Origin of the sequence: Psychrobacillus sp. FSL H8-0484 (assembly GCF_038005325.1) — a bacterium.
In the GTDB taxonomy this organism is placed as follows: Bacteria; Bacillota; Bacilli; order Bacillales_A; family Planococcaceae; genus Psychrobacillus.
Genome location: NZ_JBBOSZ010000001.1, coordinates 1,807,811 through 1,825,027 on the forward strand (window position 1 = coordinate 1,807,811; position 17,217 = coordinate 1,825,027).

The 17,217-nt window shown below is 32.6% G+C and carries 20 protein-coding genes and 1 pseudogene; 17 read left to right on the forward strand and 4 right to left on the reverse strand.

Going from position 1 to position 17,217, the window contains the following annotated elements:
- Positions 1 to 74 precede the first annotated feature (74 nt).
- From MHH81_RS08590 to MHH81_RS08615, 6 genes and pseudogenes are all read left to right on the forward strand, one after another.
- Positions 75 to 236: a tRNA U-34 5-methylaminomethyl-2-thiouridine biosynthesis protein gene (locus MHH81_RS08590; protein ID WP_340920117.1), complete on the forward strand. Its 162-nt coding sequence runs from the start codon at positions 75 to 77 to the stop codon at positions 234 to 236.
- 402 nt (positions 237 to 638) lie between these two features.
- Positions 639 to 1,343: a class I SAM-dependent methyltransferase gene (locus MHH81_RS08595; protein ID WP_340920119.1), complete on the forward strand. Its 705-nt coding sequence runs from the start codon at positions 639 to 641 to the stop codon at positions 1,341 to 1,343.
- A 141-nt stretch (positions 1,344 to 1,484) separates the two neighbouring features.
- Entirely contained in the window at positions 1,485 to 2,369 is an 885-nt protein-coding gene (locus MHH81_RS08600; protein WP_340920121.1) for an alpha/beta fold hydrolase, read from the forward strand.
- Positions 2,370 to 2,628: 259 nt separating this feature from the next.
- Positions 2,629 to 4,251 (forward strand): ABC1 kinase family protein, encoded by a 1,623-nt coding sequence (locus MHH81_RS08605; RefSeq protein ID WP_340920123.1) that lies wholly within the window; start codon positions 2,629 to 2,631, stop codon positions 4,249 to 4,251.
- Positions 4,252 to 4,531: 280 nt separating this feature from the next.
- Positions 4,532 to 5,124: pseudogene (locus MHH81_RS08610) on the forward strand (uridine kinase family protein).
- Between the two features lie 637 nt (positions 5,125 to 5,761).
- Entirely contained in the window at positions 5,762 to 5,983 is a 222-nt protein-coding gene (locus MHH81_RS08615; protein WP_340920125.1) for a hypothetical protein, read from the forward strand.
- 372 nt (positions 5,984 to 6,355) lie between these two features.
- Here the strand turns inward: MHH81_RS08615 and MHH81_RS08620 are convergent, their stop codons facing one another.
- On the reverse strand, positions 6,356 to 6,892 hold the full coding sequence (locus MHH81_RS08620) for a hypothetical protein (protein ID WP_340920127.1): 537 nt from the start codon (positions 6,890 to 6,892) through the stop codon (positions 6,356 to 6,358).
- A 315-nt stretch (positions 6,893 to 7,207) separates the two neighbouring features.
- On the opposite strand from MHH81_RS08620, the gene MHH81_RS08625 reads away from it, so the two are divergent.
- From MHH81_RS08625 to MHH81_RS08635, 3 genes are all read left to right on the forward strand, one after another.
- The gene (locus MHH81_RS08625; RefSeq protein ID WP_340920129.1) at positions 7,208 to 7,516 is read left to right on the forward strand and encodes a hypothetical protein; all 309 of its coding nucleotides are present in this window, start codon (positions 7,208 to 7,210) and stop codon (positions 7,514 to 7,516) included.
- A gap of 134 nt (positions 7,517 to 7,650) precedes the next feature.
- Positions 7,651 to 8,280, forward strand: coding sequence for a DUF3885 domain-containing protein (locus tag MHH81_RS08630; protein WP_340920131.1), 630 nt, complete (start codon positions 7,651 to 7,653; stop codon positions 8,278 to 8,280).
- A gap of 276 nt (positions 8,281 to 8,556) precedes the next feature.
- Positions 8,557 to 8,838, forward strand: a complete 282-nt coding sequence (locus MHH81_RS08635; protein ID WP_340920133.1) for a hypothetical protein — start codon at positions 8,557 to 8,559, stop codon at positions 8,836 to 8,838.
- 129 nt (positions 8,839 to 8,967) lie between these two features.
- Here MHH81_RS08635 and MHH81_RS08640 read toward each other — a convergent pair.
- Positions 8,968 to 10,328 (reverse strand): IS3 family transposase gene (locus tag MHH81_RS08640; RefSeq protein ID WP_340920135.1). Its coding sequence is split into 2 segments (ribosomal slippage): positions 8,968 to 9,872 and positions 9,872 to 10,328, totalling 1,362 coding nucleotides; the frame shifts between segments, so codons are not numbered across the junction.
- Between the two features lie 201 nt (positions 10,329 to 10,529).
- Between MHH81_RS08640 and MHH81_RS08645 the strand changes: the two genes are divergently transcribed.
- The 3 genes from MHH81_RS08645 to MHH81_RS08655 all read left to right on the forward strand — a co-directional run bounded on the left by MHH81_RS08645 (position 10,530) and on the right by MHH81_RS08655 (position 11,864).
- Positions 10,530 to 10,691 carry a tRNA U-34 5-methylaminomethyl-2-thiouridine biosynthesis protein gene (locus MHH81_RS08645; protein ID WP_340920137.1) on the forward strand — a complete coding sequence of 54 codons (162 nt, stop codon included), beginning with the start codon at positions 10,530 to 10,532 and terminating at the stop codon, positions 10,689 to 10,691.
- An 82-nt stretch (positions 10,692 to 10,773) separates the two neighbouring features.
- Entirely contained in the window at positions 10,774 to 11,262 is a 489-nt protein-coding gene (locus tag MHH81_RS08650; protein ID WP_340920140.1) for a hypothetical protein, read from the forward strand.
- A 164-nt stretch (positions 11,263 to 11,426) separates the two neighbouring features.
- Positions 11,427 to 11,864, forward strand: coding sequence for a hypothetical protein (locus MHH81_RS08655; protein ID WP_340920142.1), 438 nt, complete (start codon positions 11,427 to 11,429; stop codon positions 11,862 to 11,864).
- A gap of 152 nt (positions 11,865 to 12,016) precedes the next feature.
- On the opposite strand, the gene MHH81_RS08660 is transcribed toward MHH81_RS08655, so the two are convergent.
- Positions 12,017 to 12,196 (reverse strand): DUF4083 domain-containing protein, encoded by a 180-nt coding sequence (locus MHH81_RS08660; protein ID WP_340920144.1) that lies wholly within the window; start codon positions 12,194 to 12,196, stop codon positions 12,017 to 12,019.
- A gap of 424 nt (positions 12,197 to 12,620) precedes the next feature.
- Entirely contained in the window at positions 12,621 to 12,824 is a 204-nt protein-coding gene (locus MHH81_RS08665) for a hypothetical protein (RefSeq protein ID WP_340920146.1), read from the reverse strand.
- A gap of 244 nt (positions 12,825 to 13,068) precedes the next feature.
- Between MHH81_RS08665 and MHH81_RS08670 the strand changes: the two genes are divergently transcribed.
- From MHH81_RS08670 to MHH81_RS08690, 5 genes are all read left to right on the forward strand, one after another.
- Positions 13,069 to 13,290: a hypothetical protein gene (locus MHH81_RS08670; RefSeq protein ID WP_340920148.1), complete on the forward strand. Its 222-nt coding sequence runs from the start codon at positions 13,069 to 13,071 to the stop codon at positions 13,288 to 13,290.
- Positions 13,291 to 13,644: 354 nt separating this feature from the next.
- A complete protein-coding gene (locus MHH81_RS08675) occupies positions 13,645 to 14,337 on the forward strand; it encodes a response regulator transcription factor (protein WP_340925194.1) in 693 nt (230 codons plus the stop codon).
- A gap of 79 nt (positions 14,338 to 14,416) precedes the next feature.
- Complete coding sequence (locus MHH81_RS08680; protein ID WP_340920149.1) at positions 14,417 to 15,340, forward strand: ABC transporter ATP-binding protein; 924 nt, start codon at positions 14,417 to 14,419, stop codon at positions 15,338 to 15,340.
- Positions 15,333 to 16,079, forward strand: a complete 747-nt coding sequence (locus MHH81_RS08685) for an ABC transporter permease (RefSeq protein WP_340920150.1) — start codon at positions 15,333 to 15,335, stop codon at positions 16,077 to 16,079. Before MHH81_RS08680 ends, MHH81_RS08685 begins: the two co-directional genes overlap by 8 nt.
- A gap of 22 nt (positions 16,080 to 16,101) precedes the next feature.
- On the forward strand, positions 16,102 to 17,010 hold the full coding sequence (locus MHH81_RS08690) for a sensor histidine kinase (protein WP_340920152.1): 909 nt from the start codon (positions 16,102 to 16,104) through the stop codon (positions 17,008 to 17,010).
- Positions 17,011 to 17,217 lie beyond the last annotated feature (207 nt).

Sequence of the window (17,217 nt, forward strand, 5' to 3'; positions counted from 1 at the left end):
GCAGTTTAGTTGAAGAAGGAGTTCTGAAGACGATTGAAGAAATTAACTAATAAATAGATTCAGGAGGTAAGAGAATGAAAAGTCTATTTTATTTAATATTGGGTTCTTTGATAGGGTGGCTAATATGGGGATTTTTTACGAATGATTTTTCTGCGGATGGGTATAGCTTGCTTTTAATAGGACTCATTTTAGGATTCTTAACTGGCAGACGAAATCCAAAAGAAGAAATAGAATAAATTCAAAATAACTATAGGGTGCGTTTCTACAATAAGTGGAGACGCTTTTTTACTAACGCAGCAGGTTAGTTCAATAAGAAATATTTTAAAAGGTAATTTATTACCTTTGTAATATTCATGTAATAATTGTAACAATTGAAAAGAAAATTAAAATTCCCTTTCCTTTTAAAATGATTAAATAGATCTTTTAAGCTGTCATTGTTAATGTGAGTATATTACCATTAAGAGATATTATTTATGTAAATTAAGAGGGTTTAAATTACGTTAATAGGTATAAAACGATAGGTTGCGGTGAGATTTCACACTTAAAAGTAATGTGTATTTAATGTGCTCTTAACAATAATTTTTGCAAAATTTAGTACAATTAAAAAGTACACATTAAATAGAAAAGAAGGGATATTATTGAAAGAATCAATTTATGACAATGAAGATTTATTAGAAATGCTAGATTCATTATTAAGAGAGCCGACGGGGTTTTGGGATAAATTTTATTCAGACCGCGAAAAAGATGTTCCGTTTTTTGTTAATTCTCCTGACGAAAATTTAGTTAGTTACTTTGAAAAAAAAATATTTAAGCCCGGAAAAGCCCTTGAATTTGGTTGTGGTCCCGGACGGAACGCAATTTATTTTGCTGAAAAAGGTTGTACAATCGATGCTGTTGATTTGTCACAAGAGTCGCTTGAATGGGCAGGAGAACGAGCAATTGATAAGAATTTAAATGTAAACTTTATTAAAGAAAATATATTTGAATTAGATATTGAAGAAGGCACGTATGATATTATTTACGATTCAGGTTGTTTTCACCATATTGCTCCACACCGAAGAATGAGTTACATGACTCTAGTAAATAAAGCTTTAAAACCAAATGGTTTTTTTGCCATTACTTGTTTTGTTCAAGGTGGGGAGTTAGGCGGAACAGAAATAACTGATTGGGAAGTATATAGATTGCGGAGCCTAAAAGGAGGTTTAGGTTTTACTGAGGAAAAATTAAGGTCTATCTTTAAGGATTTTAAGGAAATCGAAATTAGAAAAATGAAAGAAATAATACAACCAAATGATGTTTTCGGTGTATCTAGTTTATTGACCGCTTTATTTCAAAAGTTTTAAATTATTTTTCTTGTTCAACTAAGGTGGGGCTTTAGTTAAAGATCATGGGTTGCTTAGGCAACTCTTTTTTCTTATTGAACTAACGCAGCAGTTTAGTTGAATAAGGATATTGAAAAAGTGTGGTTAAAAAGGGGTGTAGCATTGGAAAAATTAGAAAACGCTGAATTAGATTTAGAATATAAAGTTTTTGGTACGGGGGAGAAGATTCTCCTTATAGAAATAGGAATAGGAAGTTCAATTTACAAATGGTTTCCCTTTGTTAAAAACATAATGAAAGACTTTACTATAATTATGTATCACAGGGCTGGTTATGGTAGTAGTAGGATTTCAAAAAATCCAAGGACAACTAAAAATATATCTTACGAGTTAAACAAATTTATTGAGTCATTAGGTATAAAGGAAAAGGTCACTATAATGGGACATTCTTTTGGAGGACTATGTGCATTACATTATGTAATGCTTTTCCCAGACAAAGTTAATGGACTAATTTTATTGGATTCAACTTCACCAAACTTTAATCGTTTATATAATCTTGATATTCCAGTAATGAATTCTCTAATATCAATTGACCAAATGGTACAAAGTAATCTGGACAATTCATATAAATCAAAAGAGGAACTTAGAAATCTTTATAATCAGTCAATTGATGATTGTCACGGCATACTTACCAAGAATGAAGTGATTAGATTTGAGGAATTTATCACCAGTCCTAATATGTTTAAAACTGTTGCAGAAGAGTTCCAAAACTGGGAATCAAGTAGTGAAAGTATAAAAGAACTTGGTGAATTCCCTAACATTCCACTAACAGTTATAGCAAGAGACATAGAGGCTTCGGTTAATGCCTTTGTTCAACACAATATTCCAGAAGAAGAGGCAGTAAAATATGAAAAAGTTTGGAGAGAACTACAAATAGGATTATCTCAATTATCTACTAAAGGAGAACTTATCATAGCAGACCGCAGTGACCATGGTATTCATCTCGATAGACCTGATATAGTAATTCAGGGTTTAAAAAGATTTTTATAGAAATTACTGAAATCGTTGATAGATTGTGAATGATTGTACTTAAACTAACGACGCAGTTTAGTGGAATAAGAATTGGCAAAAGGGGGATAATTTATTGCTTTCGAGAAGTAGTATATAGGTTAATAGTAAATTGGAAGTAAATACTAGATTTAGGTTGTGGAACTGGTCAATTTGCAAGGTAACGGTCTACGAAGGTTTTAGGTGTAGACATCTCAAGAAATATGATTGGACGGCTAAAAAAGAAATGAGAGGTTTTGTGATGAAAACAAAGAATAAGTTGGTTCGGATGTCAAAGGTGCTATCTTTGTCCTTTTCCATCTTCATTCAAGTTTATTGGTATAAAATTCGGAAAAAGCCTGAAGCTGAATGGGAAAAACTTTGGGGGGAAATAGGGGAAAGGTTTCGAAAAACACTTTTTGAATTAGAAGGTTTACTAATCAAAATCGGACAGATGCTCAGTATTCGTGCCGACTTGTTGCCCAATGCATTTATAAGCCAAATCCAAGATCTTATAGACAAAGTTCCCCCTTCTAACTGGAGTGATATTCAGGAAATTCTTGAAATGGAATGGGGAAATTCCCTTACTCATCACTTTCTTTCAATCGAAAAAGATGCAATTGCTTCAGCATCCATTGGAGAAGTATATAAAGGTGTTTTGAAAGATGGAACAAAGGTTGCTATTAAAGTGCAACGTCCTAATATTAATTCGATTGTACAAATTGACTTCCGTACTTTAGCGATCATCATTTGGTTTGCCGATCACTTTGTTCCCGTTCCAAAAGGGTTTATTAATTTTAAAGTCTTGTTTAAGGAACTAAAACAAGTGATAGAACGAGAACTTGATTTTACAAAAGAGCTGAAATCCATACTGTATTTTAGAGAACGATTTAAGGATTTCGATGTTGTACAAATTCCTTCTGTGTATTCGGAGCTTAGTACGTCAAAGGTACTGGTGATGGAATGGGTTGAAGGAATAAGACTCACAAATGTGGGGGCTTTAGATCAGTTAGAAGTGAGCCGTCATGAGTTGGCTCAACGGCTCATCGAAGTGTTCCTTCCTCAATGGATTGAGCCTGGCACGTTCCATGCTGACCCACATCCAGGAAACGTACTTGTATCAAAGGAAGGACGAATCATCCTACTTGATTTTGGAATGGTAGGGGAAATCACCAAAAAGGATGCTGCTAATTTTCAAGGTTTGATTGAAAGCTTTCTTTCGAAAAATTATGCTAAAGCTGTTGTTTGCTTGTCTCATTTAGGGTTTTTGCTCCCTGATGCTGAATCAAGAACGATCGAAAGGCTATTAGCTGAATTTATGTCCTTCCAACCTGCTCAATTAAAAGAAATGGATCTTATCGCATTAAAATTAGAAATGAACGATATGATTCAAGCACTACCCATTCAGGTTCCAACAAGATTTGTCTTTTTAGGTCGTTCTTTCGTAACGATTGAAGGAATCCTCCGCAATTTGGCACCAGAGGAGGAACTCATGGATCTAGGTAAACCTGTTTTTATGGAATGGTTAAATAAACAAGGGAATAATAAATGGTCATTTGTTTGGCAATGGATTCAGTCACAGCCTATGTTTAAGTTCTTTCATTCTGTTACAGAATTTTTAAATGCACCTCAAACATTAGAACATTTAAAGGAAACCGAACAAAGAAGACAATTTCAATTTATTATTTATGAAAATCATAAAAAGCAGTTATTCCAGTTAACGCTACTTGGATTCACAGGGATAGCAGCAGGTATCTATACCTCACATCCCCTTATTTGGAAGTTGTCAGTTGGAGTAAATGCCTTCTCAAGTATCGGGTATATTATTTGTAGTTATGAGCTAAAAAAATGGATGAAGTACATGCATGAAAAACGGAAAGGTTAAATGCATAGTATTGTTAAAGTAATAGTTGGATTGTGAAGGGGTGTACTAAAACTATCATGGAAGAACGTAATTTTCTTGCATATTCTGTGGTGAAGCAGGACTGCATGGATGGCTAACGCGTGCTTAGTTAAAGAACATGGGGTTGCTTAGGCAGCTCTTTTTTCTTATTGAACTAAAGGGGCAGGTTAGTTTATTAAGTAAAGGTTTTTATATGACGGATAGAGAACTAACAAAATTAGTGAATAACAGAAGGTGGTGAATTAAGATAAATTTAAAAATAATAAAGGGTCAATTTAGTTCTTTCAAACAATTAGTAAATGGTATAAATGAAATTTCTAAAAAGCAATCTACACTCTTGATCGGGATAGACGGTTGTGGAGGTTCTGGAAAAAGTACATTTGCTGATAAAATAAAAGAAGAATTTTCTAATGTAACGATTGTTCATAAGGATGATTTTTTCCTTCCTTCCTCTCAAATTATAAATACACATCCAACAAAAAAACTATTGGTGCTGATTTTGATTGGAAACGTCTTTTAAATCAGGTGCTGGAACCAATAAGCCAAGAAAAAGAGGGACATTATCAACGGTACGATTGGGAAACGGATAGCTTAACAGAATGGCATACTGTTCCTGTTGGTGGCATTGTAATAATCGAAGGCGTATATTCTATTCGAAAAGAATTATCAGATAAATATGATTTCAAAATATGGGTTGATTGTCCAAGAGAAAAACGTCTTTCAAGAGGTCTAGATAGAGACGGAGAAGAAGCCCGTGAAATGTGGGAAAATAATTGGATGATTTCAGAAGATATTTATGTGGAAAAACATAAGCCTTATGAAAGGGCTGATATTGTTGCTGGTGGAACTAAGTAAAAGAGAAGTTTTTCAACTACCATGAAAATTAGTTTCTTCAAGAAAAGAAAAATGACAATACTTAAGAAGACCCCTACTTAATCGTTAAAAAAAGAGGAGAGATGTAATCTTTGTAATTGTGATGTTTCTCTTATTATCTTTCGTCATCTATATTTATTTTTCGGGAGAAGAATCTAACGAGCTCTATAATAGTAGTTCAATGATTATGTATATTGAGGAAAAAGACCACAATATTGAACCTGGTAAGTATCAAAAAATGTGGGTAGTCGGTTCAAACACTAATGATAATACTCAAAACAAAGAGAGATATAAGGTGATGATAGAAGATTCTAGAATATATAACCTATTAGAGGAAGGTATACATATACTTTTGGACAATTAGGTTTGCCTGAAGGTACTCAGTTAGTTGGAAATGGCAAAATTGATTAAAATATAGCTATTTAATATTCCTTGTTCAACTAACGGGTGCTTTACTTCAAGAAGGAGTGAAGCTTTTTTCTTATTGAATTAACGCAACAGGTTAGTTGAATATTGGATTGGATATTTGTGGTAAAATATAGAGGGTCAAAATAAAGGGGGAAAAGTTGAATGAATAAGAATTTACAGGCATTTTCGATTATCTTTTTAGGTGTATGTTTTGTTATTAGTTCTTGGTTCATTTCTGAAGCTTTTGAAGACTAATAATAGTGAAAATGTTGAAAGGCAAAATGAGAAAGTACAAAACGAAAACCGTTACGAACATATAATGATAGTTTCTGACTATTTTAGAATTTTTGATAAACAAACGGGCGAATACTGGGAACAAATTGGTGGGGGAGATTGGGAGAAAAATACACCTATATTAAACCCTAATAAGTAAATACATCACTAACGGGTGCTTTACTTCAAGAAGGAGTAAAGCCTTTTTTCTTATTGAACTAACGAAGCAGGTTAGTTCAATAAGAATTAACAAGGCATTTGACTGATAACGGGTTCTGTAATGAAGTCCAAAACTGCAAAATGCCAATAAAATGTATAACTAAAAGTACCGCAATTGGTAGCAAATCTGTAATTTGAAGGTATCGATAAATAAAGACAGAATAAAGAACTCTATTACATACCATACCGAATTAAAGAAATTATAGAGGCCTTGAAATTAATAGTTTAGCAAGTGTTTCTTAGAAGTATCAAATTATAATTATGGATTCTGTGTTAGTATTGACTGGAATCATTTCAGTCCATTAAGTACAACTTACTCATAAATATTATAATTTTTCAGTGCTTTGACGAATTCTTCACTTTTAGTTTCAACAGAGTTAAACCGGACTGCCATAGGAATGAAATGTAAAATATTTTTGGATGTAATGTATTTTTCAAGAGATGTATTTATTGCTAATTGATTTTCAGTAATATCAGCTAAAATTAAACTAAATTCTTTTTCCGCGTCCGTAGTACCAATAAAATTACTCTCAATTAGGAAGTCATTGTATTTTGATATGTCCTCACTAAATTTTTGTACAAATTCACTACTATATATTAGTTTAGGATTTTCATCAATACTGTTTAACATTTCTCCGATTTCGTCCTGATATTGATTATCAGATGTAGAGTAGTTTTTTAACCTATCATAAAATTCAGCGCTAACAGTCCCATCTTGTACTCCAACTGGGTAATCCTCTATACTTTTGGATTCTGCATTAGTGATTGAGTTACCACATGCACAGAGTAGGAATGCAAAGTAGAGCAGAGTGATTAAAGGCATAACTTTTTTGAGTTTTAGATGTGCCATGCTTATATATACCCTCCCTTATATAGTTATTGTTTTTTAGGTTACACAGAAATAGGGGGAAATATACAACATTTATTAATCTAATCAAGATCGTCCCGAACTCTATCAGTGGTTCTCTATTGGTGTCGCAACATATAAGTTGAGAAGTAGAAATGGAGCAATTAAAAAGTGAGTGAAAAAACAACCGTAGAAGTCATTGAAGAAGTTAAGAATATGAAAAGTGAAGTAAGATGGAAGTTGCTTGAAACTCTTTATGATCAATATTTTTATAAAAGATCATATCAAAAAAATAATAGATGACGAGGAAGAATACTAATGAATGTAGCTAAAGGTGAAGTATGGGTTTATAAAGATTCGAAGGACGGAAAAAATAAGTCGGGAATTATTGTTGGAAATGCTGGTACTACTCTTATAGAAGTTAGTAGTGTAAGCTCTCCACCTAAAAAAGCTTATGATATTTTTCTTGAGTCTTGGGAAGAAATCGGTTTGTTAAAACCATCGGTTGCTCATTGCTTCAAATTAAATCAATTCAAAAAAGATGATTTAATTTTTAAAGTCGGAGTTTTAAATGTAACTGACATAGATAAAATTTCGAAGACAATTAAAAAGTATGTAATCGGTTAGAGATCTGAATTTATTCAGGTCTTTTTTATAGGCTATGTTAAAATAAAAATAAATTTGTGAAGATATACACTTAAACTAACGCGCAGTTTAGTTGAACAGATAGAAAATAGCAAATAAGGAGGAAAGATATATATATGCAAATAACAGAATTAATGGATGAACATTATAAAGGTTTATTGTTAACACCACGTATTTATCATTCTTTGGATTTAGGAATCCACATTGAGTTAGGTGAGGATATTTATCAGATTAATGATGATGGAAAACTTAATATGAAGAGATTTCACACCGTATATAGACAAGTAGCTGAAATTTTTCCTTTGTTGTTTAAAAAGACGGATGACGTAATTGTTGTTGTTAATTCATATCCGAGTGAAACAAATAAAATAGTATATCCAAACTTTTTTCAACGTTATGTAAAAGTACAACAAAGAAAGTATTCATTACGCATGCACGAGTTTATTTGGCAATTTGATGAAGATGATGTTTTTGTTCAGCAAATGGAATTGTTCTGTAAAGTTTCAGATTTAAAATTAGAATACCTTCTAAAAACATTAATACATGAGGACTTTTACTCTTTGAATCCTCGATTAAGAAAAAAGTATTGTATATATGCACCTGATATCTTCTTCGTAAATGTAAGGACGAAGTGTATTTTTCACATTTATGATGACAGAGGATGCGAAATTATGAATACTGATGTGAAATTACATAAAGAACTGGTTGAATACTTTAAAGAATGGGAAATTCAAGTGAAAACTTAATATGTTATAACAAAGTTTGTGAATAATTGTACTTAAATTAACGGAGTGCATTAGTTGAATAACGAATATTTGTACTTGGGGAGAATAGGTTAATAAAAAGGGGGTATCGGGTTTAATGTTTAAAAAGTGTGTTATTTTAATTGTTTCATGCATTATTTTTTTGATAATAACTGGATGTGATAATGGGGTCGAGGAAAAGGCTGATGCACAAACCGATACAGCGTTTAAAGAAGAAAGGTGGAACCGAGTCCTCTTTTTGAATCAGATGGTTACACAATGATTGGGGAAGAAGGACGTTTGGGCTTTATATACGATGATAGTGAAGTACTTAAATTCTATCCAAATAAAACACAAAAGTACATGTGGCATTTTTGGGGAGATGAAAAAGAACTTGATGGAAGGTTAAAAGTTATTGCTACCAACCAAGATGAAGGAGAACAAGTTTTCTTGACAGAAACTGTACATCTTTCTGGCCCTATTAACGGAGCAGACGGATCCCACCACACCCATATGTCATTACCCAAAAAAGGTATCTGGAAAATGGACGCCTATAGATGATAAGCTTTTTGGAAAAATATATGTCGAAGTCCATAAGGAATAGCAAGGAATCTTCAGCTGACAACTAATGGGTGCTTAGTTTAACAAGACCATCATTTTGAACTGACCCAATAAAGTTAGACAAATAATTTAGGCTGCTTCTAAGAACTGAGTTCGGTATTCTACCGGGCTCAAGTCTTTTAATTTTGCCTTCATTCGCTTGTGATTATAATACTCCATATATTCTTCTAATTCCTTTTCAAAATGCTCCATGCTCTCAAACTCTTGTAAATAAAGCAGTTCAGACTTTAATAGGCCAAAGAAATTTTCAACGACTGCGTTATCTAAACAGTTCCCTTTACGAGACATACTCTGCGTAATTTGATGTGCTTGTAATGTCTGTTGATATTTTTTCATTTGATAATGCCAGCCTTGATCAGAATGAAGGATGACTTCGTCTCCTGGCTGGAGGCGCTGAACAGCTTCGTCTAACATATCTCCTACAAGTTGATAGACCGGTCGATTCATGACTTTATATGCGATAATTTCACCGTTACATAAATCTAGAACAGGTGACAGATAACGTTTTTCTCCAAAGAGATGGAATTCGGTCACGTCTGTTACCCATTTTTGATTCATTTTCTCCGCCTTAAAATCACGTTGTAATATATTAGGAGCGATTTTCCCAACGTTTCCTTTATAAGAGCGATACTTCTTCATACGGCCCTCACATTTTAAACCGATTTCATTCATTAAGCGATTGATGGTCTTCGGGTCATACCTAAATCCGTATTTCTTCAGTTCTTTCGTGATGCGGCGGTAGCCATACCGACCCTTATGTTCGTGATAAATGATCTTGATCGCTTCTTTTACTGTTTCATATTTATCTACTTGATTCAATCGTTTTTCCCAGTAGTAATAAGTACTGCGTGGAATGTCAGCGACTTGAACTAAATCCACGACTTCATAATGTTTCTTTAGTTCAAAAATTACTTGCGCTTTGATTTTGTTTGTAATTTTTCTTGTTCGTGAACTAAAGCTTTCAACTTTTTTAAGTAGGCATTCTCCATACGCAAACGTTCATTTTCAGCTCGTAGAGCTTCCATAGATCCTTCAACTGGAGTTGTTTTTTTGTCATTCGATTTGGTTTCCTTTTTCATGGATGGACGCCTCTTTTTCTTTGTTTTTAGCGCGTCCAATCCTTTTGTCTTAAGCAACTCCTCCCACTGATAAATAGTACTCGGAGAAGAAATATTAAATTTGCTTGCCGTTTCTAGAAAAGACGCACCTGTTTCGTTCATAAAATTAAGTACGTCTAGTTTAAACCCAGATGAGTAGCTTGTATAGCCTTTCTTAAACCCTTTTTCACCCTGTGCTTCAAATAATTTCACCCAAGTAATGACTTGAGATTTAGCTACGCCAATGCTTTCTGCAATAGTTTGATAGCTTTCGTTTCCAGTTAAATAGCGTTCCAGCGCTTGTAATTTAACTTCTACTGTATATTTAGACATAAAAACACCCCGTAAATGTTAGTTGGTGTCTAACATTTACGGGGCAGTTCATTTCGATGTTCTATTTTTATGTCCAAAACATTAAGTAGATTTCGGTGATCAATTGTGAAATGTTTCACTTAAACTAACGGGGCAGGTTAGTTGAACAAGGAATTCGAAGAGGATTGGAGAAATTAACTAATAAATAGAGGAGGTAGGATAGTGAAAATTCTATTTTATTCAATATTGGGTTCTTTGATAGGCTGGCTTATATGGGGGGTTTTTACGAATGATTATTCTCCAAATGGATATGGTTTGTTTTTATCAGGTCTTATTTCAGGTTTTTTAATAGGCAGACGTAATCCAAAAGAAGAAACAGAATAAATGAACTAACGAGGTGCTTTAGTTGAAGAAGGAATATTTGTTCACGGGGAGAATAGGTTATAAAAAGGGGGTGTCGTGATTAATGTTTAAAAAGTGTGTTATTTTAATAGTTTCATTCATTACTCTTTTGATAATAACCGGATGTAAGAATGTGGTCGAGGAAAAGGCTGATGCCTTAACTAAAACAGAGAATAAAGAAGAAAAGTGGAAACAGAGTCCTCTTTTTGAATCAGGTGGTTACACAATGATTGGGGAAGAAGGACGTTTGGGTTTTATATATGATGATAGTGAGGTACTGAAATTCTATCCAGATAAAACACAAAAGTACATGTGGCATGTTTGGGGAGATGAACAAGAGCTTGATGGGAAGTTCACAGTTATTGCTAGCAACCAAGATGACGGAGAACAAGTACCCTTGTTGGGAGTAGAACGTCTTAGTGGACCAAATAATGGTGCAGATCGACACGAGCCATCCCATTTGTCATTACCCAAACATGGTATGTGGAAATTGGACGCATATATAGATGATAAGCTTTTTGGAACAATATATGTCGAAGTCCATAAGAAATAAAAAGGAATCTTCAACTAACAACTAACGGGTGCTTAGTTAAACAAGTGGCTGCCTATAAGGGTAGCTTTTTCTTATTGAACTAACGCAGCAGGTTAGTTCAATAAGGCTATAATGAATAGTGAAGATTTCAAGGGTTTTGAATAATATTTATAAGGAGAATTTGTTTGATGAAATTTAATGATGCGATACTTCTAGGTGATTTTGTAAAAGCCAAAGAATTAGCTTCCCAGATGGATATGGATTCTTTGAGAGAAACCCTTTTCCTATTAGCCTATGACAATGAAAACATTGCTACGTATGGATTTATAAGCTATTTATTACTTGAAGAAGAATCTTCCGAATTTCACTATCTAGCCTCGTACCTTTTTAGTATGGCACTAAATCATTTAGAAGGTGCTTATCAGACAGCATTCCACCATGCAAAAAAAGCAACGGATTTATCACCTAATGATATGAATTATAAAGAATACATACTTTTCTTTAATGCGATTCCAGATAAATTATTGGGGAACGAAGAAGCATTAGAAATTGCTAATGAAATTCTTAAGAATGAACCTAATAACAAAGTTGCATTATCAGTGATTAGTGAAACAACAAATTAATATCCTTATTCAACTAACGAAGCAGGTTAGTTCAATAAGAGAAGGGGAGTTTTTATGTCGCATTTGACACAAATTATGTAGTAGAAAGTCTCATTAAGACAAAAAAAAGCATCAATATTGATGCTTAGGAAATGACTTGACTGTTATGACTGCTATGAACGCTCTTTTTCAAGTAAATCAATGATTCTATCCAGTTTAGTTTGAACCTCTTTAGAATGGTAATTCCGCAAGCTTGCATTTATTAATAGCCTTCTTAGAAACAAAGTGAAAGAAAGTACACCTACCAATATTAAAGTTAATATAAAAAGAGTATAGATTAAATCAATGTTCAATTTAAACCCCCCTAGATCCTATTTTTTCTAATTGTACCATATTTGTACGATGCAAAAATTAGGATTATCCTTTAGTGGTAATGGACAGTCCGACCATAATTTGTAATAGAAGTGAAGGTGCTTGTTCAACTAACGGGTGCGTTAGTTAAATATTCGCTTACCGAAATAATCATAACCAATCTTTATTACAAAAAGCCCTATACAGGAATAAAAAATAGCCCCTTTTTGAACAATCTTTGTTCAAAATAGGGGCTATGATTTTCTATTAGAATCAGCATTTGTAGCTGTGTTTTAATCAATCTTTATTCCAAACCAACAAAAGCGCTAAGTAAATTGAATTTTGGCCACATTGATCCATTTGGTTATTAACTAACTTTTATTTTACTAAATAACAGCATTACATCAATGTAGTTGTACAACCATTTTACCGTACTGTTTTTTTGGATTGAAAATACCTTTGTGATTGTACACCTAAATTAAAAACCGCTGCCAATGCGGCAAATATCCAAATATTTACCTGTACGTTATCTATTTGAATTGGTGTATTGAACAGCATAAAAATATAAATGGTAAACATCGATGATGTAAAGGATGAAAGAATGAATTGACCCTTTAATGATTTGATCATAATAGCACCCCCTTATGTTAACTATACTCATAGAAATGTTAATACATTAATAGTGATAAATAAATGCTAATATTCAAAAAAAGGGGATTTTTTAAATAGAACAGTTAGTGTGTTCTATAGGAAGCTTTACTTCATGAAGGAGTAAAGCCTTTTTTCTTATTGAACTAACGGAGCAGGTTAGCTTAAGAACCGACTTATGAATTTTAAAACCTAGCAGGGTTTTAAACTTAGAAAGGAATTTTAAATGGAAAGTATTTTATTATTAATTTTCGGTATAGGATTTATTGCTATTGGGATTAGACACAATAAAAATATTCACAAAGAAGAAGGTTTTGGTCCAAGTAATTTTGTCATTCTTGAATTTATAATGAGTTGGACAGATAAAATACCATATTGGTTTACAAAAACAATTTATTTATTGATTGGGCTTGGGTGTCTGTTAGGGAGTTACCTTACATACTTTTAAAGGAGATTGTGAAGGATTTTACTTAAACTAACTGGTGCTTTAGTTATACAAGACCATCACCTTCGATGGTCTATTTTTTTATTCGAAACATCAAATAGATCTCAGAATTCCATTGTGAAATGTTACACTTAAACTAACGGTGCAGGTTAGTTAAATAAGGTGTTTATTTTATCATTTAACAATGGAGATAGCTGAACGAGGAAAAAGAAGTAATACTGTTTAATATTAGTTTCGATGAAACAAGTGATAGTAAAGCTGAAGTTCGACCTTACAATAGAAGGTAATTAAATGTTTACATATTGATGATTTATTATGTAATATGGACAAGCTTTACAGTAAAAGGAGTTGATAATGATGGTTCAATCAATCAATATATTGGTTGTTGAAGATGACAATGATATAAATCAATTATTATGTCATATCGTTGAAAAAAGTGGATATGTTTCTCAGTCAGCTTTCTCAGGAACAGAAGCAATGATTTACTTGGAGAAGCAAGATTGGGATATGGTATTACTAGATCTAATGCTTCCTGGTATGAATGGAGATGAAATTCTGTCAAAAATAGCTGAACAAAGTAACATGCCTGTCCTTATTATTTCAGCAAAACTGGAACAGCAAACTAAAATTGATGCACTAAGATCGGGTGCGGATGACTATATTACGAAGCCATTTGATATTGATGAAGTATCAGCGAGAATCGACTCCCATTTGAGAAGATATAGACGTATGCATGAATTTTCAACAAATAAAGAATTAATGCACAAAGATTTAATTATTAATACAGAAGCTAAAAAAGCAGTTGTTGAGGGGAAAGTGATCGCTTTTACAGCTCGTGAATACGATATTTTAGTCCTTCTTATGTCATCTCCTAACAAAATTTTCACGAAAGAAAATTTGTTTGAAAGAGTTTGGAATGAACCATTTTATGGTGAAGATAATATCATTAATGTTCATATGAGCAATATAAGAAGTAAGCTGTCTAAGGAAAATCCAGGTGTCGAATATATCGAAACGATATGGGGAATGGGCTACCGTCTTAAAACTTAAGGTTTTCTTTAGATTTAACTTTAGCTTCTCTTATGTTCTTCTTACTATACTAAATGTATCACGTAAGGGAGGTACATATATGAATGATTATGTTCTTAAGACAAATCAATTATCAAAGCGATATAAAAATCAGTTTGCTTTAAATAAAGTGAACCTTTCGATTGAAAAAGGTTCCATTTACGGTTTTATTGGCCAAAATGGTGCAGGTAAATCAACACTAACTCGTTTAGTGACTGGATTAGCAATGCCCACATCGGGTACGATAGAGCTATTTGGAGAAACGAGTGAAAGGAAATTAATTCAAGCTAGAAAGCGTATTGGTGCTATGATCGAGGAGCCTGCATTATATCCACATATGACAGCTGCTGAAAATTTAGAAGCACATAGACTTCTAAAAGGCGTCCCGGGTAAAGAATGTGTCCAAAAAACACTAACTCTCGTTGGGCTTCTTGATACGGGAAAAAAGAAGGCGAAGAATTTTTCTTTAGGTATGAAACAAAGACTTAGTCTTGCAATTGCTCTATTGGGAGATCCGGAATTCTTAATTCTCGATGAACCAATTAATGGATTAGATCCTATGGGAGTTGTAGAAATAAGGGAGTTATTGAAAAAACTTAATAGTGAAAAAGGAATTACTATAATAATATCTAGTCATATTTTAAGTGAACTGCATTTATTAGCTACTCATTTTGGCATCATTCATAAGGGAGAATTGATTGAGCAAATGTCTCTTAATGAACTAGAAGAAAAATGTCAGAAATATTTGTATATTAAAGTAGATAATACCGAAAAAGCTGCAACCATAATTGAAACTGTCCTTTCTACTAATGATTTCGAGGTTATGCCAGATGGTGTGATTAGACTATATAAGTATCTTAATCAACCAGGCATAGTTTCCACAACATTAGTTAATGAAGGGTTGGTCATTGAAGAATTTAAGTCAATGGGTCAAGATTTGGAAAGTTATTTTACGAATCTTATTGGGGGAGTTCAGTATGGGTAATCTATTAAAATCAGAACTGTTTAAGTTAAGTAAGGATAGGTCTTTTAGAACACTGACACTGATATTGATCGCAGTTGCTGTTCTTATTCCACTTATAAGCGTATTTATCGATGGATCAGAGCTAATAAGGGTTGACGAATTATATAGTAATATCATTGGTAGGAACAATTATGTGTTAAAGTTAGTTCCATGTCTTTTGGCGGGTTATTTTATTTCTAGTGAATATTCTATTGGTACAATGAAAAGTATTGCATCTTCGGGAAATAGTAGAATAAGGATTTATTTCTCCAAACTAATGGTATTTACATTCGGAGCAATCATTATTTCGGTAATATTACCAATTGTTATGACAGGTGCTAGTGCTACTTATTTTCAATTCAACGGTATGCCTGATTTAAAGTATTTTGTTCAAACAATTCTTTTTATCATGCTGTATGCAGCAGCATTTGCATCAATTATGATGGTATTTGCAACAATATTTACGGATAGTGGAAAAACGATTGGATTGTTACTCTTTATATTCCTTCTATTTGATGGTGTTATGTTCGCGTTATCTCTTAAATATACTTTATTTGTATATATTTATAACAATTCGGTGTTTAAGTTATCATATGACATAATTAATATAAATGCTATGCAAAGCATAGAAGTATTTCAATTAGTACTTATCCCTATTTTAACTTATTTGACATTTGGAATATTAGGCGTTTTTGTATTCCTAAAGAAAGAAGTTAAATAAACCAAAAAGAAAGGCGAGTGAAATGATGATTTATATAGTAATTATATCTGTTATAACTGTATTTATTATCCTCATTCGCTTTTATTTATTGAAACAGGAACTAAAACGTGTTAATCGACAACTAAATCAGTTAAACAAAAAAGTAATCTCGAAGAAAATAGACCTTACTTTTTATGACAAAGATCTTGAGAATTTAGCTAAAAATATAAATGAACAAATTGATTTAACTAACGAGGCAGTTGTAGAGAAACTACGGATTAAAAATGAATTAAAGCAGGCGATTGCAAATATTTCACATGATATTCGTACCCCAATGACATCTATTTTAGGTTATATACAATTTTTAGAATCCGGAGGTATAAGTCCTGAGAAAAGGATTAAATACCTGGCAAATATTAAAAATGGAGCACTGAGATTAAAGGTTTTATTAGATGATTTTTTTGAACTATCGATTATAGAATCAGTCGATTATCAATTGAAAGTAGAAAATATTAAATTGAATAAATTGTTACTTGAAGTATTAATCGGTTTTTATGATGATTTCAGTAAAGCAAAAATAGATCCTTCAATCCTTATTCCAGAGGATGAAATTTATATTATGGCTGATCCATCAGCTGTTAAACGTGTAATTGAAAATTTAATTTCCAATGCGATTAAGCATTCGAGTGGAGATGTTACTATTCATTTAGTTAAAAATCCATCATCTGTTCAACTTAATTTCATGAATCCCGCTGAACAGTTAAAAGAAAAAGATCTTACTTTTCTTTTTGATCGTTTTTATAAAGCAGATCAAACAAGGACAAGAAGAGGTACAGGTTTAGGATTATTTATAGCAAAAAGTCTAATGATAAAAATGAATGGTAAATTATCAGCGGAGTTAAATGGAAATCAATTGCTGATGAAATGTGAGTGGATGATTGAAACTAGTTGATAATAGTCCATTTCTTTTGCTAACTACTAAGTTATAGTGAACATGTTATAAGCAAATCAATTTAACTAAAAATAACAATAAAAAGTCTAACAAAGGTGTTTTCAGACTACCGAGAAACCTTTGAGGCTATTTTATACGCAATAAATGATGATTGCGGTTTGATATATGATTTAACTAGTACTGAGGGGAATCAATCTTCCTCATATA